This window comes from Brevibacterium casei CIP 102111, assembly GCF_900169275.1.
GTDB classification, from domain to species: Bacteria; Actinomycetota; Actinomycetes; order Actinomycetales; family Brevibacteriaceae; genus Brevibacterium; species Brevibacterium casei.
Genome location: NZ_FXZC01000003.1, coordinates 484,444 through 507,680 on the forward strand (window position 1 = coordinate 484,444; position 23,237 = coordinate 507,680).

The following is a 23,237-nucleotide window of genomic DNA, read 5'->3' on the forward strand; positions in this document are numbered from 1 at the left end:
CTTCCCGCGTTCGCGTCTCGTCGCCCTGCCGAATCCCCTCGTCCTCGCCGAGGCGGTCGGTCCGTCCCGCGCCGACCCCGGTGGTGTGCCGTCCCCCACTCGTCTCCCCAGCCGCTGCCACTCGTGCTCGTTCGCCTGTGGAGGCTCGATCCGCTGTCCACAGGCGCAGAATCGCCTCTGGTCACCGCGGCCTGTCGGGCGTGCAATCGTGCCATGAGCACTCACAGACCTCTCACATGTCCATCCGTCCTCCTCGTCGTCCTCGCTCTCCTCCTCTCCTTGGGATCGTCCCCGGCAGCGGGGAGGTCGAACCTCGGTGAGGTCCCGCTCTCAGCGGGCTCCGGACTCTACGGTCCCGGCCTCTGGCATGAGGCCGCCGAGGGCAGGACCTGGTACGGCGCCTACCGCACGTTCGAGGACAGGTACGCCTACTGCATCGACGCCGGACGGCAGTCCCCGCAGCCGGAGAACTTCGACGGTGCGCAACCGCGCACGGTCACCTCGGCGCAGACCGCGTGGGCGCTGCACACGTACGGGACCTCGGATTCCGCCGACATCCAGGCGGCACTGAGCACGATGGCGCGACTCGACGAACGGATCGACCACGACCATGCGGTGCCGCCGCAGGAGCCGGGCGAACTCGGCGCGGACTTCGCCGGGGCCGCACAGCAGTATGCGGCGATCACGAAGGAGGCGAAGAGGCTCGCCGGCCCGTACACGCTCGACGTCTCCCTTGAGCGCTCCCTCGACATGCCCGTCCTCGAACCCTACGGCAGCACCGAGGAGGATGCCGCGCCGTCGACGGCCGACGTCCCTCCGACCTCGGGCGCGGTCACCCTCACCGTCTCCCTGACCAGCGCCTCCGGAGCGTTCGTCCCCGACGTCCCCATCGAACTCACCATCAAGGGAGCCGAAGGTCCGACGAGAGTGACGAGCGGGACGGCAGAGATCACCGAAATGCTCAGGGCCACCGAGCCGGGGACAGTGAGCGTCACCGCCACGGCGACCGTGGCCCCGGAGACCGTGCGCCTCTACGAGCCGACCTCCGGCACCCGCGTCCAACGCGTCATCACCGCCGACGAACCCGTGACCGTCACCGACGAGGTCTCACTCGACGTCGACTCGCAGCCGCGCGTGACCACAGAGATCTCCGAGGAGCGCCCGCAGCCGGGAGACACCGTCACCGATGCGTTCACGGTCTCCGGTCTCATCGGCGATCACCGGGTCGATGTCGTCCACGAGCTGTGGACCACCTCGTCGAAGCCCGCGATCGGCACCCGCAATGACGATGCCGAAGTCATCGGCACCGTGACCTCGAAGGACATCGGCAACGGCACACACACCTCGGCGGGCATCCGGATCCCTGAGGATGTGCGCGGCTGGGTCTACTTCACGGAGACGATCGCCGCCGACGAGAAGACGTCGGAGTGGAAGGGCATCCACGGCCAGCCGAAGGAGACGGGATTCGTCCCATGGACGCCGACGGCTGACACCCGCGCCGAGATCGAGGGATCCCAGGTCACCGACGAGGTCGCCGTCACCGGCCTGCGTCCCGGCGCCGAGGCGAAGCTCACCGTCACCGCGTACCGCACCGACTCCGAACCCCAGCAGTCGACGGAGGCGTCGGGCACGGAGCTCGCCTCCCAGGACATCACCGTCGTCGCCGACCAGGAGGGCACGGCCACGGTGAGCACGGAGCCGATCGACATGCCCGTCGGGTGGGTGACGTTCGTGACGACGATCCACGCCGACGACGTCCACCGCGGGTGGACGAGCGACTGGGGCATCCCGTCGGAGACCGTCAGCCGTCCGCCGGCCGAGACGCCGAGCACGCCTCCGGCGCCGCCGACGTCGACCCCGCCCGCACCCGAGCAGCCGTCGACCCCGCCCGCACCGGAGCAGCCAAGTCCGCCGCCGGCACCCGAGCAACCGAGCACTCCCCCGCCGGTCGAACCGGTCGCCGAGGAGCCGGAGGCTCCGCGCGCCCCGGACGAACTGCCGCGGACGGGAGCCCAGGGGCACACGATGCTCATCGGGGTCGGCATCGTCCTCATCGGCCTCGGAGGCGCGATCCTCTTCGTCACCGGACGCCGGAACCGCGATGAGTGATCGGCCCGCTCACGGGTCATGGGCTCTCGACGATCGTCGCCGCTGCGCGGAAGAGGTCGAGGAGCCGTCCGGTGAGAGCCTCGATGCGGGATTCGAGGGCGGCGCGGGCCTGATCGACCTCGCCGTGGACACGCAGCGCATCGAGGAACTCGCGGACCGCCGGGATCCGATACCCGGCTGCCCTCAGCTCCGCGGTGATCCTCGCCTCCCGGATCGCGGCCGGCCGGTAGATCCGTGCGCGCGTTGCGCCGCGGGCCACCCGGTCGGGCGAGACCAGGCTTTCGTCCTCCCAGAACCGCAGGGTCGAGGCCGGGACGCCGAGGGCGTGCGTGAGCTGACTGATCGTCATCGACTCGGCGCCGTCGTCGGTCTCCGCATCGAGGCCGACCAGCATCTCCCGCACCGCGAGCGCCCGGGTCCGCTCCGCGTCGAGACCGGCGGCGAATCCGCCGAGGACCGCTGCCGTGTCGGCAGGCGAGCGCTTCGACCGCGAGATGAAGGTATCGAGGGCGGCCACGGGACCGATCGCCGAGGCGAGGCGCCGATAGGCGATGAGTGCGCGGACATGGGTCTCGGTGAACCGGCGATGGCCGTTCGGCAGGCGCTCGGCGGCCGGTATCGCTCCGAGGGTCTCGAGCCTGCGCACCTGCTGCACCGAGCAGTCGGCCGCCAGTGCCGCCTCGGCCGTCGTCATGCCCACGGGCGCGATCCGACATAAGCACTTGAAGTGCACACTCGAAGCATGAGCATGAACGACATCCTAGACGCCGTCCGCCGCTTCGACGGGGTCCTCGAGCTCGCTCCGACTCCGGGCAGTGAGTATCCCGAGGTCGCGTGGGGCGATCACTTCCTCTACTTCGCCCCCGACGGCGAGGTCCCGCAGCGGGTCCAGCCCTACGCGACGATCATCACGAAGGACTACCCCGACGACACCCTGTCACGACTGAGCGAGACAGGGCGGTGGCGGGTGAACATCCATGTCGGGCGGCATCGCTTCGCCGACCTCCTCGGCGAGGAGCCCACCGCGCCGGGCGCCGGGACGGGCTGGGACTTCGCCGCCGCGGACACGCTCCTCCCCCATCCTCTCTACCGCACGCAGGGGTGGGTCGCGATCGTCGCACCGGGACCGAACACGATGGGGCTCGCGCTCGACCTCCTCGCCGCTGCGCACGCCGATGCCGCACGCCGGTGGCATCGGCGCTGAGTCGACCTCAGACTCCCGAGGCCCACTCCTTCGCCCACGCCCGGGAGCCGTTGGCAAGGAGTCCGACGTCGGCGCCGACGAGGACGAAGGAGGCACCCGCGTCGAGGTACCTCCTCGCCTGGACGGGGTCGAAGGCGTTGACGCCGACCGGTTTGCCGGCGGCACGGACGGCGTCGAAGGTCTCGAGCACCGCCGCGGTCACCCGCTCGTGCGTCTGCTGTCCGAGCAGTCCCATCGAGGCGGCGAGATCGGAGGGACCGACGAAGACCGCGTCGATGCCCTCGACGGAGGCGATCGCCTCGGCGTTCTCCACCGCCGTCACCGACTCGATCTGGATGGTGAGGGAGACAAGCTTGTCGGCCCTCCCCAGGTAATCGGGCACGGTGTTCCACCTCGACGCACGGGCGAGGGCGGAGCCGACCCCGCGCACCCCGTGCGGCGGGTAGCGCACGGACCGGGCCGCCTCCTCGGCGTCGGCTGCGGTGTCGACCATGGGCACGATGATGTTCTGCGCACCGAGGTCGAGGTGCTGCTTGATGAGCACGCGGTCGCACGCGGGCACCCGGACCACGGGGGTCGCCGGGTAGCCGTTCATCGCCTGGAGGAGACGGGTCGTCGTCTCCAGACCCAACGGCGAGTGCTCGGCGTCGAGGAGCACCCAGTCGAGACCGGATCCGGCGGCGATCTCCGCGGACACCGGCGAGCCGGAGCTCACCCACATCCCCGCGAGATGACCGCCGTCCTCGAGCTCGGCGAGGCGGTCGGCGAAGGTCGGGGGCAGGTCTAGGCGAAACGACATGTGATGACTCCCAGGTCTCCGTAGTCGGCGTGGACGGTGTCGCCCGGATGCACCCACATCGGGCGGGTGAACGAGCCGGCGAGCACGGTCTCGCCCGCCCGCAGGGTCTCCCCGTGGTCGGCGAGCTTGTTCGCCAGCCACGCGATGCCCCGCCCGGGATGGTCGAGGACGGCGGCGGCGACGCCGGAGTCCTCGATCGTCTCGTTGCGGTAGAGCAGGGCTGCGACCCAGCGGAGGTCGACTGAGTCGACGGTCACGGGACGACCGCCGAGCACCATCGCGCCCAGGGCTGCATTGTCGGAGATCGTATCGACGATCGTCCGTCCCTCCATCTCGATCCGGGAGGAGAGGATCTCGAGGGCGGGCACGACGTACTCGGTGGCCCTGAGCACGTCGACGAGACCGACGCCGGGACCCGTGAGGTCCTCGCCGAGGACGAAGGCGAGCTCGACCTCGACGCGCACCCCGGAGTACTGCGAGTGGTCGATGACCGCCCCGGTCTCATAGACCTGGTCTGAGAAGATCGTCCCGTAATCGGGTTCGGTGATGCCGGTCGCCTGCTGCATCGGCTTCGACGTCAGCCCGATCTTGTGACCGACGACGCGCCGTCCCTCGGCCTCGCCGCGGCGCCGCCATTCCGCCTGCACCGCGTACGAGTCCTCGACCGTCATGTCCGGGTGGGCGGCGGTGAGCAGCCCGATCTTCTCCCGTGACCTCTCGGCGGCGGCGAGATCGTCGGCGATGCCGGCGATGACCGTCTCATCGAGCATGGTGATCCTCCTTCTGGGCTCTTCCCCGCGGTCGGCTCAGAGCTGGTGGCCGAGCTTGAATTCCTCTTCGCCGTCATCGGCACCCGAGTGGGCGGCGGTGTCGCTCTCGGCGTCCTCGCGGCGGGTGTAGGAGAATCCGTCGGCGCCGATGGTCACCTCCATCTCGGAGTCGTCGGTGCGCTTCGTCAGCGGCACCGGGTTGCCCTCGAGGTCGAGGACGGTCGAGGCATCGGTGTACCACGAGGGCACAACCGGGTTTCCCCACCAGTCACGGCGCTGGTTGTCGTGGACGTCCCAGGTCACCCGCGGATTGTCCGGGTCGCCGGTGTAGTAGTCCTGCGTGTAGATCTCGATGCGGTGGCCATCGGGGTCGCGCAGGTAGAGGTAGAAGGCGTTGGACACACCGTGGCGGCCGGGTCCGCGCTCGATCATGTCGGAGAGGCGCAGCGCTCCGAGCTTGTCGCAGATCGCCAAGATGTTGTGCTTCTCATGCGTGGCGAATGCGACGTGGTGCATGCGCGGTCCGTCGCCGCCGGTCATCGCGGTGTCGTGGACGGTGGGCTTGCGCCGCATCCACGCTGCGTACACGGTGCCCTCGTCGTCCTGGATGTCCTCGGTGACGCGGAAGCCGAGGTCCTCCATGTAGCCCACGGCCTTCGGGACGTCCGGGGTGACCTGGTTGAAGTGGTCGAGGCGGACGAGTGCACCGGGGGAGTAGAGGTCGTAGCGCCAGGCGAGGCGCTCGACGTGGTCGACGTCGTAGAAGAACTCGTACGGGAAGCCGAGCGGATCCTGCACGCGCACGGAGTCGCCGATGCCGCGGACGAAGCCCTCGGACCGCCGCTCAACGGGACATCCGAGCTCACGGTAGAACGCCTCGGCGGCATCGACGTCCTCGGGGGTGCGGACCCGGAACGAGAACGCGGCCACGGCGGCCTCCGGGCCCTTCCGGAGGACGAGGTTGTGGTGGATGAACTCCTCCATCGACCGGAGGTAGACGGTGTTCTCGTCCTCCCACGTGACCTGGAGGTCGAGGACGTCGACGTAGAAGTCCCGGGACTTCTGCAGGTCGGTGACGACGAGTTCCATGTACGCGCAGCGCACGACATCGGGCGCGGCGACGGTGGGGGTGGTGATCGATTCGGTCATGATGGTGTTCCTCTCACTGCTTCCCGAAGACGGGGTTGTGGACCTCGCCGAGGTTGATGTGCACGGCCTGCTGGTCCGTGTAGAAGTCGATCGAGCGGTATCCGCCCTCGTGGCCGAGACCCGAGGCCTTGACGCCGCCGAACGGGGTGCGCAGGTCTCGGACGTTGTTCGAGTTCAGCCACACCATTCCGGACTCGACGGCCTGCGAGAAGTTGTGCGCCCGCTTGAGATCTGAAGTCCAGATGTAGGCGGCGAGCCCGTACTTCGTGTCATTGGCCAGCGCGAGCGCCTCCTCGTCGGTGGAGAAGGGGGTGATCGCGACGACGGGTCCGAAGATCTCCTCCTGGAAGATCCGGGCGTCGGGCATGACGTCGGCGAAGACGGTGGGTTCGACGAAGTTGCCGGTCTCGAATCCCTCGGGTCGGCCGCCGCCGGCGACGAGGCGCGCCTCGCCCTTGCCGATCTCGACGTACGACATGACCTTCTCGTAGTGCTCGGGGTGGACGAGGGCTGCGACCTCGGTGGCGGGGTCCGAGGGCAGGCCGACCTTGACGCGCTTGGCCTGCGCGGCGTAGCGCTCGACGAACTCGTCATAGATCGACTCCTCGACGAGGATGCGCGAACCGGCGGTGCAGCGCTCCCCGTTGAGGGAGAAGACACCGAAGATCGTCGCGTTGATCGCTGCGTCGAGGTCGGCATCGGCGAAGACGACGGCCGGGGACTTGCCGCCGAGCTCCATCGAGAGGCCCTTGAGCCAGGGGGCGGCGTTGGCGAAGATCGTCTGTCCCGTCTTCGACTCACCGGTGAAGGAGATGAGCGGGACGTCGGGGTGCTTGACGAGCGAGTCCCCGGCGAAGCCCTCCTCCCCGAAGCCGTTGACCATGTTGAACACGCCGGTGGGCAGGCCCGCCTCTTCGAAGATGCCCGGCCACAGCGACGCCGAGAGCGGGGTGAACTCGGCGGGCTTGAGCACGACGGTGTTGCCGGTCGCGATCGCCGGGGCGAGCTTCCACGACTCGAGCATGAACGGGGTGTTCCACGGGGTGATGAGGCCGGCGACGCCGATCGGCTTGCGGTTGACGTAGTTGGCCTGACGGCCGGGAACCTTGTAGGCGTCGTCGACCTGGGCGACGATGAGGTCGGCGAAGAAGCGGAAGTTCTCCGCCGCCCGACGCGCCTGCCCCTTGGCCTGGGTGATCGGCAGACCGGAATCGTACGACTCCATCTCGGCGAGCTCGTGCTCGCGGCTCTCGACGATGTCGGCGATCCTGTTGAGCACCCGAGCGCGCTCACGCGGGAGCATCGTCGGCCACGGCCCCTCCTCGAAGGCCTTCTTCGCTGCCGCCACGGCCCGGTCGATGTCGGCCTTCTTGCCGGAGGCGGCCTTGATGTAGGGCTCGTTGGTCACCGGGTTGATGACGTCGAACTCGTCGCCGTCGAGGGAGTCGACGAACTCCCCGCCGATGTAGTGGCGGATCTTCTCCGGCAGGTTCGCAGGTGCAGTGGTGGACTCGGTCATGACTTGTCCCTCTCTGGTGCGGTGGTGGCTTCCTGGTAGCTGTGCAGTGTGGCGGTGCGGTGGGCGCGGACGACCCGTTCGACCTCGTCCGCCGAGGCGGCCGCCCGGATGAGTGCGATGATCCGGGAGTGCTCGTCGACGGAGTCGCGTGCCCGTCCGGGCACGAACGCGAACGTCGAGTTCCGCAGGTGCGCGAGCCGATCCCATTCGAGGCCGACGAGCGTGCGCAGCCGGTCGTTGGGGCAGCGGGCGAAGAGCGCGGCGTGGAACTCGTGGTTGAGGCGGGTGAATTCGACGGCGTCGAAGTCGGTGAGCAGTGCCCGCATCTGCTCGTTGAGGTCCTCCGCCGCGGCGAGGTCGGCCGCGGTGATGTGGGTCAGGGCCTGTGCGGTCGCCGCGCCTTCGAGCACGGCGACGGCCTCCATCGACTGGACGTAGGATCCGTGGTCGACCATCGCCACCCGGGCCCCGACGTTGCGTTCGAAGGTGACGAGCCCGTCGGCCTCGAGCCGGCGGATCGCCTCCCTGACGGGGACGACCGAGGTGTCGAGCTCGACGGCGATCTGGGAGAGCACAAGTTTGTCGCCGGCGTCGAAGGTGTGATCGCCGATGCGCTCACGGATCCACTGGTACGCGTGCTCGGCCTTGCTCAGAGGCTGGCTCGGCGACACCGGCTGCGCACTCATCGCGCGGACTTCCATTCCTCGAACTTCGCCTTCCATTCGCCCTTGGGCGGGAAGAGCTCTTCGATCGGGTTGCCGGCGGCGACCTGCTCGGCGACCCAGCCGTCCTCGACCTCTTTGGCCAGGGCGGCGTCGACGACCTCCTCGGCGAGGTTCCGGGGGATGACGATGACGCCGTCGTCGTCGCCGACGATGACATCGCCGGGAAGGACGGTCGCGTTCCCGCAGGCCACGGCCACATCGGACTCCCACGGGACGTGCTTGCGGCCGAGCACCGCAGGGTTGCGGGAGGTCGCGAACACCGGGAGGATGCCGGCCACCTCGGCGGAGTCGCGAACCCCTCCGTCGGTGACGACCCCGGCGGCGCCGAGAGCCTTGGCCCGCAGCGCGAGGACGTCGCCGAGGGTGCCCGATCCGGACTCACCGCGGGCCTCGATGACGATGACCTCGCCCTCCCCCAGGCTGTCGAAGGCGCGCTTCTGCGCGTTGTAGCCGCCGCCGTGGGATGTGAAGAGGTCCTCACGGTTGGGCACGAAGCGCAGGGTCTTCGCGACGCCGACGATCCGGCTGCCCGGGGTCAGCGGGGCGACGCCCTCGATGACGACGTTGTTGAGCCCACGGGCCCGCAGCTGGGCCGAGAGTCCCGCCGTCGGGGCCTCGGCGAGCTTCGCCCGCAGCTCTGCGGGGAGGGCTGTGCCGGCAGCGGCGCTGTCCGTGCCGCCCTCGGCCGGCAGGCCGGCGGCCTCCGCCGAGCCCCACGCGTCGATGCGCAGGTCGTCGTTGACGGCAGGAGTGCTGCCGAGGTCGGCGTCGAAGTCGCCGGGTCCCTCGACGACCTCGGTGCGCAGGCGACCGGAGCTCAGCTCCTGCCCCGTCCTCGCCGAGGCGGTGCTCACCTCGACCTCGACGACGTCGCCGGGGACGACGACGCTCGAGCCCGACGGGGTGCCGGTGAGGATGACGTCACCGGGTTCGAGGGTGAAGTGCTGGCTGAGGTCGGCGATGATCCGGGTGAGCGGGAAGATCAGCTGCTCGGGACCGGTGCCGTCGTCTTGGACGAGGGAGCCGTTGACCCAGGTGCGGATGCGCAGGGCCTCGGGGTCCACCTCGGCGGCGGGGATGAGTTCGGGTCCGAGGGGGGTGTAGCCGTCACGGCTCTTCGACCTCACGTTCGAGCCCTTGTCGGGGGCCTTGAGGTCATAGAGGCCGAAGTCGTTGGCCGCGGTGACGCCTGAGACGTGGTCCCATGCGGCCTCGGCGGGGATGCGGTGGGCGGGGGTGCCGATGACGACGGCGACCTCGCCTTCGAAGGCGAGCAGTTCGGTGCCGGCGGGACGGGCGATCGTCTCACCGCTGTCCGCGAGCGAGCTCGTCGCCTTGAGGAAGTACGAGGGAGCGGCGGGACGGCGGCCGCGCTGGGCGGCACGGGACTCGTAGGCCACGTGGACGGCGATGATCTTGCCGGGCCGGGTGGGGACTGCTGCGTTCGTCATCGAAACCTCGTTCTCTCGTCCTTGACTTCTTGGATCGTATACGATGCAGAAGCAGTCGACAAGGGTACGACCGAATTTTGTCGGAACGCACCCCCGCCTCGGCGTGATCGTATATGAACTGATACGATCTGGATCACAAGGTGCGCGCCGGATCACAGACGATCACCACGGCGCACAAAGGCGTGTGAGGAACCGGAGGCTGAAATGCACTTCCACCAGGACGGGTACGTGTCCGCGGACCCGCGGATCGAGGACGCAGCGGGCTACGGCATCGATCGACCTGAGTCCCTGCCCGACGTCGTCGACGTGCTCATCGTCGGCAGCGGTCCCGCCGGCATGGTCGCCGCCGCCCAGCTCGCGCAGTATCCCGACGTCAACACCCGCATCATCGAGAAGCGCGACGGCCGGCTCGTCATCGGTCAGGCCGACGGCATCCAGGCCCGATCGGTCGAGACGTTCCAGGCCTTCGGGTTCGCCGAGGAGATCATGCGCGAGGGCTACCACATCACCGAGATGGCGTTCTGGAACCCCGACCCGGACAATCCCGGGCACATCATCCGCACCGGCCGACCCAAGGACGACGAGACCGGGGTGAGCGAATTCCCCCACCTCATCGTCAACCAGGCCCGCGTCCTCGACTACTTCGCCCAGTTCGCCCGGCAGTCCCCGGCGCGGATCGAACCCGACTACGGCATCGAGTTCGTCGACCTCACCGTCGAGGACCCGGCGACGGCGGCCGACCCGAAGCACCCGGTCTCCGTCATCGTGCGCTACACCGCGGGCGAACGCGCCGGTCAGCAGCGGACGATCCGCGCGGGCTTCGTCATCGGCAGCGACGGCGCCCGCTCGGGCGTGCGCTCGGCGATCGGGCGGAAGATGTCCGGCGACCAGGCCAACCATGCGTGGGGCGTCATGGACGTGCTCGCGAACACCGACTTCCCCGACATCCGGACGAAGTGCGCGATCTCGTCGAAGCACGGCAACATCCTCCTCATCCCCCGCGAGGGCGGTCACCTCTTCCGCATGTACGTCGACCTCGGCGAGGTGCCTGCCGACGATGCCAGGAAGGTGCGCCAGACGAGCATCGAGGAGATCATCGCGAAGGCCAATGCGATCCTCACCCCGTACTCGCTCGACGTGAAGAACGTCGCGTGGCACAGCGTCTACGAGGTCGGGCACCGGCTCACCGACGCCTTCGACGACACCGACGACACCACCCCCGGCTCCCCCTGCCCGCGCGTCTTCATCACCGGCGACGCCTGCCACACGCACTCGGCGAAGGCCGGACAGGGCATGAACGTCTCGATGCAGGACGGGTTCAACATCGCGTGGAAGCTCGGGCAGGTCGCTTCGGGACGCTCCTCGGAGGAGCTGCTGCGGACGTACTCGGCCGAGCGGCAGGTGACGGCGAAGAACCTCATCGACTTCGACAAGGAGTGGTCGACGCTCATGGCCACCCCGCAGGACGAGCTCCCGGACAAGGCGTACCTCGAGGAGTTCTACGTCAAGACCGCCGAATTCCCCGCCGGCTTCATGACCGAGTACACGGAGTCGATGATCACGGCGACGACGGAGAACCAGGAGCTCGCGACCGGATTCCCCGTGGGCAAGCGGTTCAAGTCGGCCATGGTCAACCGCGTCTGCGACGCCTACCCCCTTCACCTCGGGCATGAGGCCAAGGCCGACGGACGCTGGCGGGTCTACGTCTTCGCTGATAGGGCGGCACCTGCACCGGCCGTGGAAGCCGCGGCCGGCGTCGACGAGGCGGCGGTGACGGGTGTGCCCGCACTGGCGGAGTGGTTCGAATCCGATCCGGCGTCTCCGCTCGTCGCGTACCGCCGCACGGGCGAGGACATCGACGCCCTCGTCGAACTCAACGTCATCTACCAGCAGCCGCACACGGAGTTCGACTTCACCGACGTGCCGCAGGTCTTCCGCCCCTACATCGGGAAGTTCGGTCTCGAGTACCTCGAGAAGATCTACGCCGCCCTGCCCGACGACGACATCTTCGAGACCCGCGGCATCAGCCGGGACGGCGCCGTCGTCATCGTCCGCCCCGACCAGTACGTCTCCGGTGTCTTCCCGCTCGATGCGCGCGAGGAGATCGGGAAGTTCTTCGCCGGGGTCTTCCTCCCCGAGGAGTGAGGCGCGGGTTTCCTGGGAGCGGCTGCACCCGCTTCCCGTGGAGTGCGGGCGAGCTGAGAGCTGACTGACGACCTGCGCCGAGGTATCGGAAAGTCAGCTTGCCTGTGGCAGGGTGAACGTATGGCTACGAATGAGAAGAGCATCACAGTCACACGGACCATCGACCACCCGACGAAGGAGATCTTCGACGTCCTCACCCTGCCCGACAACCACACGCAGTTCGACGGTTCGGGCATGGTGCAGTCGGCGGAGAAGTCCCAGCGCATCCAGGGTGTCGGCGACGTGTTCGTCATGAACATGTACGCCGAGGCGATGGGCGGCGACTACCAGATGCACAACCATGTCACCGCGTACGACGAGAACAAGATGGTCGGCTGGCAGCCGGCGCAGGCCGACGACCCGAAGGAGCCGGGCGGCTGGGAATGGCTGTACGAGCTCAACGCGGCCGGACCCGACTCCACCGAGGTGACGCTCACCTACGACTGGTCGAAGGTCGACGACCCGAAGCTGCTGCCGCTCTTCCCCGTCGTCAGCGAGGAGCAGCTCGACGAGTCGCTCAACAAGCTCGCGGCCGCCGTCTCCGATCGCTGACGTCGCGGCGGCCACCGTTGGTGGCTGACGCGGCCGTTCGACCGCCGCCGCCTCAGAACCGCGAGCCGGAGAAGCGCTCCGCGTGCCTGCGGTGGCGGCAGTGGCGGCTGCCAGCGAGCCCGAAAATGCCCCCGACGATGAGGGCGGCACTGCCGAGCGCCCAGAGTGCGGCGCCGGGAGCCGGGTAGCCGATCTCCATGCCGCCGATCCAGCGCCCCTGCTCGTCCTGGCCGTCCCACATGAAGAACGGCGGGTCCATGATCATCGCCACGAGGGCGACGAGGAGGACGAGGCCGACGATGACGGCGGCCGGGGACCAGAGAGTGAGCGATCGGGAGAGCCACGCGGTGACCGCGCAGACGAGGATCGCCGCCCAGGGCAGGACGAAGGCGACGTCGAAGTTCTCGGGGCTGATCGGGTGCTCACCGAGTGAGGTGATGAGCAGGCGTGGACCTCTGTCGTTGCCGCTGTCGAGGACCGGGACCCAGATCATCGCGATCCACGCGGCCACCGTGATCAGCGGCAACCACCGGGCGATCCAGCGTGCGCGCCTGCCCTGGGGGAGCAGCTGCGTGCCGATCGCGTCGGGACGGTCCACGGTGTTCATGACCATCATTCTTCGGCGCTGCCCGACCGGGCCGGTGACAGCGATGTTGCAGAACTGTCACCGGCTCGCGTCAGGCGCCCTCACCCGGCGGCGAGGATCCGTGTCCGCAGGAGCTCCTCGGCATCGGAAACACTGCCGGTCCGCTTGAGCAAGGCGGGAGCGGGTGCCGGACGAATCAATCCACCGGTCGGGGCGATGACCACTCGGAGACCCGGAGGGATGGGCACGGTCTCGGGGTCGCTCCGCTCGACTGCAGTGCTCAGGCGGTTCTCCGCGCGGGGCGGTGCTGACTCCTCCGCGCCTGGCGAGTTCACCACGGTCCCCCTCGGTCGCTCAACGCCGGACTCCGGATCATCGCCGAGCATCGGATCATCGCCGAGCATCGGATCGCGAGGGGGCGACGAGGCACCCGACGGCGGACTCCCCCGCGGGGGCAGGGTGCTCACCTCGAGCAGGCCTGAGAGCTGCCGGCGCCAATCCGGTCCCGGCGGCGGTGCCGCCTCATCGCCGGCCTGCACCGCCTCATCTCCGGCCCGAACCGGCGGGCGCGGGTACTTCATCCGCCTGACGAACGGTGGTGTCATCGAGGTGTACGAGCGGCCCGCCGGAGTCGTCACGGTCAGTCCCTCGGCACTCGCCTCATGCGACCACCCGGGATGCTCTTTCGCGAAGTTGCACGACGCACACAGTCCCGACCCGTTCTCCCACGAAGTCGCCCCTCCCTCGGCGAAGGGCCGAGCATGGTCGGCGTGCTTGATCGGCGCATCGCACCACGGGGTCCGGCACCGGTCGTCACGGAAGATCACCATCTCCCGCAGCCGTCCGGTGAAGGCCCGACCCCTCGCCTCGGTGCCGACGAGCTGACCCTCGGACACGGTCGTGAACATGCGCCGGATGAAGACCTCGGCCTCGTTCGCGGCGAGAAAGCTGCGCGCGGTCGCCGCCGGCAGCGGCCCGAAGCCGGGCATCCACGCGGGCACCATGCCGTCGGAGAACAGCGACTCGGCGTCGATGACGACATGGACCTCGGTCGGCACCGCGGCCGCGGACTCCTGGCCCGTGAGCCTTTCGACGAACGTGTCGGCCATGACCTGCGGCTGCCGACGCCCGCCCGCGTCACCGGCGGCGATGAGCGAATCGGCGGTCTCCTTGAGCCCCGTCCAGACGGCGACGGCTTCGGTCAGCGGAAGAATCGCGCTCACCCGCCCCATGCCGTCGGCGAGCGTCGTCAGCGTGACCCTCCGATGCTTCGCGGCCTCCCGCGCCTTCCGATCGGCATCCTCACCGTCGACCTGCATCGCCATCGCCCGCACCTCGGCGCGCAGACTCCGCGGACCCGACTGGCCCAGACTCTCCCGCATCCGCGTATCGACACGGCGGCGATCAGGCGAAGCGAGCGTCGCCGTCTCGTCGACCATGATCTTCGCCTTCTCGGCGGAGATCTCACCCGAGCTCAGCGCCTTGAAGGTCTCGGGCATCTCGGTGACGATCGCGCGGGCACCGGAGAGGAACTTCCGCCCCGACCCGGGTGAGACGCGTTTGGCCAGCCCCACCTCGTCGCCGGCACGCAGCGCCCACTCATGCACGGGCAGGCCGTTGAGCCTGTCCCGCTCGCGGCGCAGCTCTGCGAAGGCGACGGCCTCGGCGGATTGGGCGGCGACGATCGTCCCGGTCAGCTCTTCGAGCGCGGTGATCCGCGCGAGCGCCTCATCCTCGGTCTTCGCCGGCGCGGCACCGCGCAGGACTGCGCGCAGCCGGGCCACCTCGGCGAGGAGATCGGGAACCTCCATCGGCTCCCGGACGGGATCGACGTCCATGAGACCACCGTAGACCTCGCCACTGACACGAGAATCGCGCCGACCCTGACACGAGAGCCGACCCCCCTACGCCCCGGCCTGGATCCTCCGCATGATCATGTCCATCGCGACGATGTTGTGCCCACCCTCGGGGATGATGAGGTCGGCGTTGCGCTTCGAGGGCTCGACGTAGAGCTCGTGCATCGGCTTGACCGTGCCGAGGTACTGCTCCTCGACGGATTCGAGGGTGCGCCCCCGGTCGACGACGTCGCGTTTGATCCGCCGCAGCAGGCGGACGTCGGCGTCGGTGTCGACGAAGAGCTTGATGTCGAGGAGGCTGCAGATGCGCGGTTCGGCGAAGATGAGGATGCCTTCGACGATGATCACCGGCGCGGGTTCGACGACGGTCGTCTCTGCGGCGCGGTTGTGGTCGGCGAAGTCGTAGATCGGGCTCTCGACGGCGACGCCTGAGCGCAGGGCTTCGAGGTGGTCGACGAAGAGGTCGTTGTCGAAGGCGTCGAGGTCGTCGTAGTTGACCTTCTCCCGCTCCGCGAAGGTGAGCTCGTCCTGCCGCTTGTAGTAGTTGTCGTGGTAGAGCACCGAGGACACGCCTGCGCATTTGGCCAGCAGCGCCTGCGTCAGCGTCGTCTTCCCGCTGCCGGTCCCCCCGGCCACGCCCACTGTCAGAATCTCCACGTTCGCACTTTCCCACTCGCCCACGGGTGCCGCCGCAGCCGCCGACGGCTGCGGACAATGATCTCCCCAAATCTACCCGATTCCCCGCTCGGCCCCGCCCTCGGATAGGGTGGAGGAAACCGCATCCGCACCTCAGTGCGTGATGCCCGCAGCTCGTCGAAGGAGGTGGTCGTCGATGGATTCCGACTCTCGATTGTGCACCGCCTCCCCCATTCACTGACGCCTGCGCTCCGGCACCGCCGCGCCCTGCCCTGCCGACATCGAACGGCCCAGGCGTCCTCCCGACGACTGCCTGGAGAATCATCATGGACGCCACCACCATCCGATCGCTGACCGACGACCGTGACCTCACGCGGCTGGCCGCCGCCGTGCGCGACCTCGGCGAGTCCGCGACGATCGACCTCATCGCCGAGCTCCCCGCCACCGAGGCGGCCGTCGTCTTCCGCCTCCTGCCCAAGCACGAGTCCGTCGACGTCTTCGACCGCCTCGACCGCGGCACCCGCTCCGATCTCATCGCGGCCCTCGGCACCGAGGAGCTCACCGCGATCTTCGCCGACCTCGATCCCGAGGACCAGTCCCGCCTCGTCGACGAACTCCCCGCCGGGGTCGCGACGAAGCTGCTCTCCGCGGTCTCCCGGTCCGACCTCGACGCCGTCATGGCCATCGCCGGCTACGACCGGAACTCGATCGCCCGCCGGATGTCCCCGACCGCCGTCGTCGCGTGGGATGCCGACACCGTCGCCGAGGTGGCCGCCCGCATCCGCGACACCGACGTCGATCTCGCCGACGTCCGCCTCGTCCCCGTCCTCGCCCCCGACCGGACCCTGCTCGGCACGCTCGATCCCCTCGAGCTGCTCCGCTGCCCGCCGGATGCTCCGGTCGCCGAGGTGATGGACCCGATCGAGGAGATCACCCACACGAGCGACGACCAGGAGACCGCGGCCCGCGCGGCCCTGACCGGCGGCATCACGGTCCTGCCCGTGTGCGACAGCGAGGACCGCCTCGTCGGGATCGTGCCCATCGACGACGCCGCCCGCATCATCGCCGAGGCCGACGAGGCCGACTTCGCGCTCTCCGGGGGCACCCAGCCGCTCTACCGCCGGTACCTGCCGACGCCGATCACCCACCTCGCCCGCAGCCGCATCGTCTGGCTGCTCGTCCTCGCGGTCTCCGCCGTCCTCACCGTCCATGTCCTCGAGATCTTCGAGTCGACCCTCGCCGAGGTGGTCGCCCTCGCCCTCTTCATCCCCCTGCTCACCGGGATCGGCGGGAACACGGGATCGCAGGCGGCGACGACGGTGACCCGGGCGCTGGCGATGGACGAGGTGGGGCTGCGCGACTGGTTCCGGGTCGCCGGCAAGGAGTTCTCCACCGGACTCCTCCTCGGTCTCCTCCTCGCGATTCCCGCGTTCGCGATCGCCTCGCCGCTCTACGGTCTCGAGATCGGTGCGATCATCGCACTCACCCTCATCGTCAACTGCCCCGTCGCCGCCTTCGTCGGCGGGTCGATCCCCATCGTCGCGAAGGCGTGCCGGGTCGATCCCGCGGTCGTCTCGACGCCGTTCATCTCGACGTTCTGCGATGCCAGCGGCCTGCTCGTCTACTTCACGATCGCGATCTCGATCATGGGGCTGTGAGGGCAGACTTCACCGCAGGCTGCGGGTGAGCTGGTCCCACAGCTCCTGATCGAAGCGGCGGCGGGCGAGCAGACCGGACATGTGGCGGACGGCGTTGTCGACCTTGCCGCGCCATACGTCGATCGCCGTCTCCGCATCCCCGCGGGACAGCGCCCGGTACATCCCTCGGTCGTCGCCGAGGATGCGGTCGGCCGCCGGTGAATAGTCGAGGCGGAGGACGGAGATGAAGAGGCGCAGGCGAAGGGTGAGCGATTCGAAGGCCCGCGCGCTCTGCCGCAGACCCGAGGCGCGGGCGAGCTCCTGCTGGTAGTGGAGGTCGGCGTCCTCGACGTCGATGCCGCTGCGGGTCGCCGCCGAGGCCTCCACCTGGCGCAGCGCGAGCTGGACGGGGACGAGGAACCGCTGCGGACGCAGAGCGAGCGAGCGCAGCACCACCTCGCCGACGGCCATGCGCGCGGCGTAGAGGTCGAGGACGTCAAGGGTCGTGATGAGCGGGATCCTCGCCCCGCCCCGGGTGCCGTCGAGGAGTCCGTCGTCGACCATCCGGCGCAGCGCCGCATCGACCGACGATCGGGGGACGTCCATGCGGCGGGAGAGCAGGCGCGGATTGATCCGGTCACCGGGCTGGTAGCCGGAGTCGATGATCTCCTCGCGCAGGGCGATCGCGAGATGCTCGGTGATCGACCTGGTCGAGCTCGGCAGCCACGACGAGATCTCCATTGAGTCAGAATTCGTGGAAGTTTTCGGGACGTCCGCCTGCCGCCCCGCCTGCCAGCTCACGCCCTCGAGACCGTGGCGGACGCGACCGGCGACGAGGTCGAGCAGCGACCCGGGGATGTCCTGGCAGTGCGCAAGGCCGGCCTTGAGCGCGGCGATGAAGTCCTCGGGCCCGTGGTGGAGGGAGAGGACATCGAAGGCGGGAAGACCCGCATCGGGGTCGGCGACGAGTTCGGCGGCCTCGCCGAGGGGATCGTAGACGACGAGGCGCAGCCGCACCGGGTCGATCCCCGCGACCCCGTCGAGGAGAATGCCCATCGCCGCCTCATCGGTCTGCCGGTGCTCGCTGCCGAAGCGCTGCGGCCAGCGGGTGACGCCGGCCGAGCGCAGGCCGGCGACGACCCCGGCGATGCGCCGCTGGATGCGCCGGGCCGGCACCGGCGAGGGATCGGCGCCACCGGCCCCGAGGCGGAATCCGACGACGATGAGCGGGAAGCCGCTCGCCGCGACGACGACCTCGTCGCCGCCGGCCCCGTCCTCGCGGATCGTGTGGAGGTCGCTCAGCGGCACCGTCATCTCCCGCACCGCGCGCGAGACGATGCTCTGACTCAGACCCGTCGCCTCGGCGATCGCCCGGGTCGAATAGTCCTTGCCCGAGATCCGCGCCCCGGCGGTCCCGACGAGGGCTTCGACGACCTGGGTCGCCGTGCTCTGGATCTGCGGGCGACCGCTGCGGGGACGGTCGGCCAGGTCCGAGCGACGGGCCCAGCGGCGCAGACTCGACTCGGACACCCCCGCCTCGGCGGCCGCCTCGGCGATCGACGTCGCAGCCGCACGGACGACCACACTGCGACGGAACTCCGGGGTGAACATTCCCTCATTCTACGCTCGCTCTCACGCCTTCTGACTCAAAGGTTTCGGCGGGCGGTCGCCGACCATTCACCCCCGGTTGGGCCCGGCGCATACTGAGGGGACAACGGCGGGGGCAGGCGGCCGACGACGACCACGTGGACTCCCGAACACCGGGGACAACCACTAGAAGTAAGGACGGATAGCAGGTGCTGCACACTGACACCGATCTCGAAGCGCTGACGACCCGCTCGGTCGACACGGTCCGCAAATGGCTGCGGGTCGCGACGAACAAGACGGCGGCGAAGAACCCCGCCGCGGAGCGCCTCTCGGCGGTCCTCTCCGATCCCAACGGGCTCGACTTCACCGTCGGCTTCGTCGACCGCGTCGTGCGCACCGATGACGTCCACGCCGCCGCCGACGCGCTGAACGAGGTCGGCAAGCTCGCGCCGGCGACGATGTCGGCTCTCGACCGTGCGCAGATCAAGGCCGGTGCAGCACTGGCGAAGGTGATGCCGCAGGTCGTCGTGCCCGCCGCCCGCACCCGCCTGCGCCAGATGGTCGGGCACATGGTCGTCGACGCCCGCGACAAGCAGTTCGGCTCGACCGTCGCCAAGCTCACCGGCGAGGGCCACCGACTCAACATCAACCTCCTCGGCGAGGCGGTCCTCGGTGACGCGGAAGCCGACCACCACCTCGAGGAGACGCACCGTCTGCTCGCCCGCGACGACGTCGACTACGTCTCCGTCAAGGTCTCCTCGGTCGCCTCGCAGCTGTCGATGTGGGCCTTCGACGACACCGTCGAGTACGTCGTCAACCGCCTCCGCCCCCTCTACGCGCAGGCCGCGAAGGCCCCGACGGGCGCGAAGTTCGTCAACCTCGACATGGAGGAGTACCGCGACCTCGAGCTCACGCTCGCCGTGTTCACCCGCCTGCTCTCCGAACCGGAGTTCAAGGACCTCGAGGCCGGCATCGTCATCCAGGCCTACCAGCCCGACGCGCTCGGAGCGATCCAGCGCCTGAGCGAGTTCGCCAGCCAGCGGGTGGCCGCCGGGGGTGCGGGGATCAAGGTCCGCCTCGTCAAGGGCGCGAACCTCGCGATGGAGACCGTCCACGCCGAGGTCGCCGGCTGGCCGACGACGACGTGCGACTCGAAGCAGTCGACCGACGCCAACTACAAGCGCGTCCTCCACTGGCTCTTCACCCCCGAGCGGATGGAAGGCCTGCGCATCGGCGTGGCCGGGCACAACCTCTTCGACATCGCCTTCGCCCACCACCTCTCCGTCGAGCGCGACGTCACCTCCCGCGTCGAGTTCGAGATGCTCCAGGGCATGGCGACCGAGCAGGCCGCAGCCGTGACCGAGGACGTCGGCGACCTCCTCCTCTACGTCCCGGCCGTGCACCCGAAGGAGTTCGATGTCGCGATCTCCTACCTCGTGCGCCGCCTCGAGGAGAACTCCGCGACGGAGAACTTCATGTCCGGCATCTTCGAGCTCGCCAACGGCAACGAGATCTTCGACCGCGAAGCCGACCGCTTCCGCGCCTCGGTCGCCCAGCTCGAGGCCGAGCTCGCCGCCGACGGTGAGGCCGCTCCCGCGCCCAATCGCACGCAGGACCGTTCGGCCCCGCACGTTCCCGGTCCCGCCCAGGTCGTCTTCGCCAACGAACCCGACACCGATCCCTCCCTGCCGGCGAACCAGAAGTGGGTCAAGGAGATCATCGCCGAGGCGACCGCTCCCGGCTACCTCGAGACCCGCCCGCAGGCGCCGCGCATCGACACCACCGACGAACTCGATGCGATGATCGCCAAGGGCCGCGCCGCCGCCAAGGACTGGCGTGAGATGGGCGCTGCAGCCCGCGGGGAGATCCTCCACCGCGCCGCCGAGGTCTTCGCCGCCCGCCGCGGCGAGTTCATCGCCGTCGAGGCCGCTGAGGTCGGCAAGATGCCGTCACAGTCGGATCCGGAGATCTCCGAGGCCATCGACTTCATCCGCTACTACGCACTCCACGCACTCGAGCTCGAGAAGCTCGAGGGAGCGACGTTCCACCCGGACGAGATGGTCGTCGTCACCCCGCCGTGGAACTTCCCCATCGCGATCCCGACCGGCGGCACCGTCGCAGCGCTCGCCGCGGGTTCGGCCGTCATCCACAAGCCTTCGAAGCCGACGCCGTACTGCTCGGCGCTCATCGTCGAATGCCTGTGGGAGGCCGGTGTCCCCCGGGACGTCCTCCAGCTGTGCGCCCCGATCGAGCGGGAGCTCGGCCAGCACCTCGTCTCGCACCCGGATGTCGACCGCGTCATCCTCACCGGTGCCTCGGAGACCGCGTCGCTGTTCAAGTCGTTCCGTCCCGAACTCCACGTCAACGCGGAGACCTCGGGCAAGAACGCGCTCGTCGTCACCCCGGCCGCCGACCGCGACCTCGCGGTCGCCGACCTCGTCTACTCGGCGTTCGGCCATGCCGGACAGAAGTGCTCGGCCGCCTCTCTGGGCATCATGGTCGGGTCGACGTACGACTCGGAGCGCTACCGCAAGCAGCTCGTCGACGCCGCGTCCTCGATGGTCGTCGACTGGCCGGTCAACCTCTCGGCGACGATGGGCCCGCTGACCGAGGATCCCTCGGACAAGCTGCGCCGTGCGCTGACGACGCTCGAGCCCGGCGAGTCGTGGCTGCTCGAGCCCAAGCAGCTCGACGACACCGGTCGCCTGTGGAGCCCGGGCATCAAGGAGGGCGTCAAGCCGGGATCGTTCTTCCACCTCACCGAGGTGTTCGGTCCCGTGCTCGGCCTCATGCATGCGAAGGACCTCGACGAGGCGATCGAGTTCCAGAACGCCGTCGACTTCGGTCTCACCGGAGGCATCCACTCCCTCGACCCCGAGGAGGTCCGTGAGTGGATCGACCGCGTCGAGGTCGGCAACGCCTACATCAACCGCGGCATCACCGGAGCGATCGTCCAGCGCCAGTCCTTCGGCGGCTGGAAGCAGTCCTCGGTCGGGCTCGGTTCGAAGGCCGGCGGTCCGAACTACCTCATGCTCTTCGGCCACTACACCGACGATCCGGCGACCCTGCCGGGTTCGGTCGGCGGCGGGCAGAGCCTCGAGCGGGCCCAGGCCGATGACAAGCGCTGGTTCGAGGCCGAGTTCGGTGCGGCCAAGGACCACACGGGTCTGCGCTCGGAGGCGAACATCTTCCGCTACCGTCCGCGTCCCGTCACCCTGCGCGTAACCTCGGCCGCGACCGTCTTCGACTTCAAGCGCTCGCTCTCGGCAGCCGCGACCGTCGGGTCGACGGTGCAGCTGAGCGTCGCCGAGGACGTCTCGGCCGATGTGAAGATCGCCGTCACCGAGGCGGGGGTGCCCTCCCGCACCGAATCGGCCGGGGTCTTCGCGACGATGGTCGCCGACGGCAGGTACGACGACACCGTCGGTGCCCGCATCCGCGTGCTCGGCGACTTTGAGCCGGAGCTGCTCGCCGCTGCGGCGAAGCGTCCCGAGGTCGCCGTCATCGACGAGCCCGTCACCTCCTCGGGTCGGGTCGAGCTGCGCTACTACGTGCAGGAGCAGGCCGTGTCGATGACGCTGCACCGCTTCGGCAACCCGAGCCGTGACTTCCACGAGCTCGCCGCCGAACTCAAGGCGTGATCACCCGAGCCTGATCACCCCAGCGACCCAAAGGGCGCTCAGCCACCTTGCGAGAGGTGGCTGAGCGCCCTTCGGGTTGCCGCTAGAGTTACGCTGTGACTCTTCGACAGACCATTCCTCTCGGCGGTGCGATCTTCGACTGCGACGGCATCCTCGTCGACTCCGAGCAGCCGTGGATCGACCTCATGGCCGCCTACCTCGACCGCCTCGGTGCCGGTGGGGTTCCCGCGGAGTCGTTCCGGGGGTTGACCGGCGCCGAGGCGGCGGAGCAGCTGCGGCGCGTGAGCTCCGAAGTCGAGGCCGGCAGTGGGACTGCGCCGACGGCGGCCGAGGTCGACCGTGACTACACGGCCGCCCTCGCCGAGGTGTTCTCCCCCATGCCGGGGGCACCGGAACTCGACCGGGCGCTCTCGGGCACCGTCCCCATCGCTGTCGCGAGCAACGGCCGCGGCGACGATGTCCGCGGACTCCTCGACCGAGCGGGACTGCTCGGGTTCTTCGATGCGATCGTCACGATCGACGACGTCGAGCAGGGGAAGCCGGCACCCGACGTCTATCTCCGTGCGGCTGAGAAGTTGGGGCTCGCCGCCGCGACGGCGGTCGCCTTCGAGGACTCCCCCGTCGGATCACAGGCAGCCACCGCCGCCGGCTGCACGGTCATCGGCATCAACGCCGACCCGCAGATCCCCCTAGCCGCCGAGGTGCGGCTCTCCGACATGGGGAAGGTGCGATTCGACGCAGCGGAGAAAGCCGTGATCGTCGATCCGCAGGGCTGACAGCGCGGCTCCCCGCCCATGTCCTGACCTCCATGTAGGCTCGGTCACACTTCCAG

At 69.3% G+C, this 23,237-nt stretch carries 18 protein-coding genes; 7 read left to right on the top strand and 11 right to left on the bottom strand.

Annotated elements, in window-relative coordinates; genetic code table 11:
* Positions 1-213: 213 nt before the first annotated feature.
* The gene (locus BC102111_RS09310; RefSeq protein WP_101624149.1) at positions 214-2,109 is read left to right on the top strand and encodes an LPXTG cell wall anchor domain-containing protein; all 1,896 of its coding nucleotides are present in this window, start codon (positions 214-216) and stop codon (positions 2,107-2,109) included.
* A 16-nt stretch (positions 2,110-2,125) separates the two neighbouring features.
* On the opposite strand, the gene BC102111_RS09315 is transcribed toward BC102111_RS09310, so the two are convergent.
* Positions 2,126-2,803, bottom strand: a complete 678-nt coding sequence (locus tag BC102111_RS09315; RefSeq protein WP_101624150.1) for a MerR family transcriptional regulator — start codon at positions 2,801-2,803, stop codon at positions 2,126-2,128.
* A 48-nt stretch (positions 2,804-2,851) separates the two neighbouring features.
* On the opposite strand from BC102111_RS09315, the gene BC102111_RS09320 reads away from it, so the two are divergent.
* Entirely contained in the window at positions 2,852-3,313 is a 462-nt protein-coding gene (locus tag BC102111_RS09320; RefSeq protein ID WP_101624151.1) for a DUF6194 family protein, read from the top strand.
* A 7-nt stretch (positions 3,314-3,320) separates the two neighbouring features.
* Here the strand turns inward: BC102111_RS09320 and BC102111_RS09325 are convergent, their stop codons facing one another.
* Genes BC102111_RS09325 through BC102111_RS09350 form a run of 6 tightly spaced genes read right to left on the bottom strand, consistent with a single transcriptional unit; the run spans position 3,321 to position 9,726 of the window.
* The gene (locus tag BC102111_RS09325; protein WP_101624152.1) at positions 3,321-4,112 is read right to left on the bottom strand and encodes an HpcH/HpaI aldolase family protein; all 792 of its coding nucleotides are present in this window, start codon (positions 4,110-4,112) and stop codon (positions 3,321-3,323) included.
* Complete coding sequence (locus BC102111_RS09330) at positions 4,097-4,882, bottom strand: fumarylacetoacetate hydrolase family protein (RefSeq protein ID WP_101624153.1); 786 nt, start codon at positions 4,880-4,882, stop codon at positions 4,097-4,099. Before BC102111_RS09330 ends, BC102111_RS09325 begins: the two co-directional genes overlap by 16 nt.
* 36 nt (positions 4,883-4,918) lie before the next feature.
* Positions 4,919-6,031 (bottom strand): 3,4-dihydroxyphenylacetate 2,3-dioxygenase, encoded by a 1,113-nt coding sequence (gene hpaD, locus BC102111_RS09335; protein ID WP_009377961.1) that lies wholly within the window; start codon positions 6,029-6,031, stop codon positions 4,919-4,921.
* A gap of 13 nt (positions 6,032-6,044) precedes the next feature.
* The gene (gene hpaE, locus BC102111_RS09340; RefSeq protein ID WP_101624154.1) at positions 6,045-7,550 is read right to left on the bottom strand and encodes a 5-carboxymethyl-2-hydroxymuconate semialdehyde dehydrogenase; all 1,506 of its coding nucleotides are present in this window, start codon (positions 7,548-7,550) and stop codon (positions 6,045-6,047) included.
* Entirely contained in the window at positions 7,547-8,236 is a 690-nt protein-coding gene (locus BC102111_RS09345) for a GntR family transcriptional regulator (RefSeq protein ID WP_040341697.1), read from the bottom strand. Before BC102111_RS09345 ends, hpaE begins: the two co-directional genes overlap by 4 nt.
* On the bottom strand, positions 8,233-9,726 hold the full coding sequence (locus BC102111_RS09350; RefSeq protein ID WP_101624155.1) for a fumarylacetoacetate hydrolase family protein: 1,494 nt from the start codon (positions 9,724-9,726) through the stop codon (positions 8,233-8,235). The genes BC102111_RS09345 and BC102111_RS09350 overlap by 4 nt, the downstream gene beginning before the upstream one ends.
* Before the next feature lie 204 nt (positions 9,727-9,930).
* Between BC102111_RS09350 and BC102111_RS09355 the strand changes: the two genes are divergently transcribed.
* Together BC102111_RS09355 and BC102111_RS09360 are read left to right on the top strand one after the other, a co-directional pair.
* Positions 9,931-11,871, top strand: coding sequence for an FAD-binding monooxygenase (locus BC102111_RS09355; RefSeq protein ID WP_101624156.1), 1,941 nt, complete (start codon positions 9,931-9,933; stop codon positions 11,869-11,871).
* 120 nt (positions 11,872-11,991) lie between these two features.
* Positions 11,992-12,462 carry an SRPBCC family protein gene (locus BC102111_RS09360; RefSeq protein WP_063249942.1) on the top strand — a complete coding sequence of 157 codons (471 nt, stop codon included), beginning with the start codon at positions 11,992-11,994 and terminating at the stop codon, positions 12,460-12,462.
* A 52-nt stretch (positions 12,463-12,514) separates the two neighbouring features.
* On the opposite strand, the gene BC102111_RS09365 is transcribed toward BC102111_RS09360, so the two are convergent.
* The 3 genes from BC102111_RS09365 to udk form a co-directional block, all read right to left on the bottom strand.
* Positions 12,515-13,069 carry a hypothetical protein gene (locus BC102111_RS09365; RefSeq protein ID WP_101624157.1) on the bottom strand — a complete coding sequence of 185 codons (555 nt, stop codon included), beginning with the start codon at positions 13,067-13,069 and terminating at the stop codon, positions 12,515-12,517.
* An 80-nt stretch (positions 13,070-13,149) separates the two neighbouring features.
* On the bottom strand, positions 13,150-14,886 hold the full coding sequence (locus BC102111_RS09370) for an HNH endonuclease (RefSeq protein ID WP_101624158.1): 1,737 nt from the start codon (positions 14,884-14,886) through the stop codon (positions 13,150-13,152).
* 66 nt (positions 14,887-14,952) lie between these two features.
* Positions 14,953-15,561: a uridine kinase gene (gene udk, locus BC102111_RS09375; RefSeq protein ID WP_101624159.1), complete on the bottom strand. Its 609-nt coding sequence runs from the start codon at positions 15,559-15,561 to the stop codon at positions 14,953-14,955.
* Between the two features lie 305 nt (positions 15,562-15,866).
* Here udk and mgtE point away from each other — a divergent pair, with 305 nt between their 5' ends.
* The gene (gene mgtE, locus BC102111_RS09380; RefSeq protein WP_101624160.1) at positions 15,867-17,198 is read left to right on the top strand and encodes a magnesium transporter; all 1,332 of its coding nucleotides are present in this window, start codon (positions 15,867-15,869) and stop codon (positions 17,196-17,198) included.
* Between the two features lie 9 nt (positions 17,199-17,207).
* Here mgtE and BC102111_RS09385 read toward each other — a convergent pair whose 3' ends face one another.
* Positions 17,208-18,788: an FCD domain-containing protein gene (locus BC102111_RS09385; protein WP_101624161.1), complete on the bottom strand. Its 1,581-nt coding sequence runs from the start codon at positions 18,786-18,788 to the stop codon at positions 17,208-17,210.
* 185 nt (positions 18,789-18,973) lie between these two features.
* Between BC102111_RS09385 and BC102111_RS09390 the strand changes: the two genes are divergently transcribed.
* Positions 18,974-22,405 (top strand): bifunctional proline dehydrogenase/L-glutamate gamma-semialdehyde dehydrogenase, encoded by a 3,432-nt coding sequence (locus tag BC102111_RS09390; RefSeq protein ID WP_101624162.1) that lies wholly within the window; start codon positions 18,974-18,976, stop codon positions 22,403-22,405.
* A gap of 95 nt (positions 22,406-22,500) precedes the next feature.
* A complete protein-coding gene (locus tag BC102111_RS09395; RefSeq protein WP_101624163.1) occupies positions 22,501-23,181 on the top strand; it encodes an HAD family hydrolase in 681 nt (226 codons plus the stop codon).
* Positions 23,182-23,237: the final 56 nt, after the last annotated feature.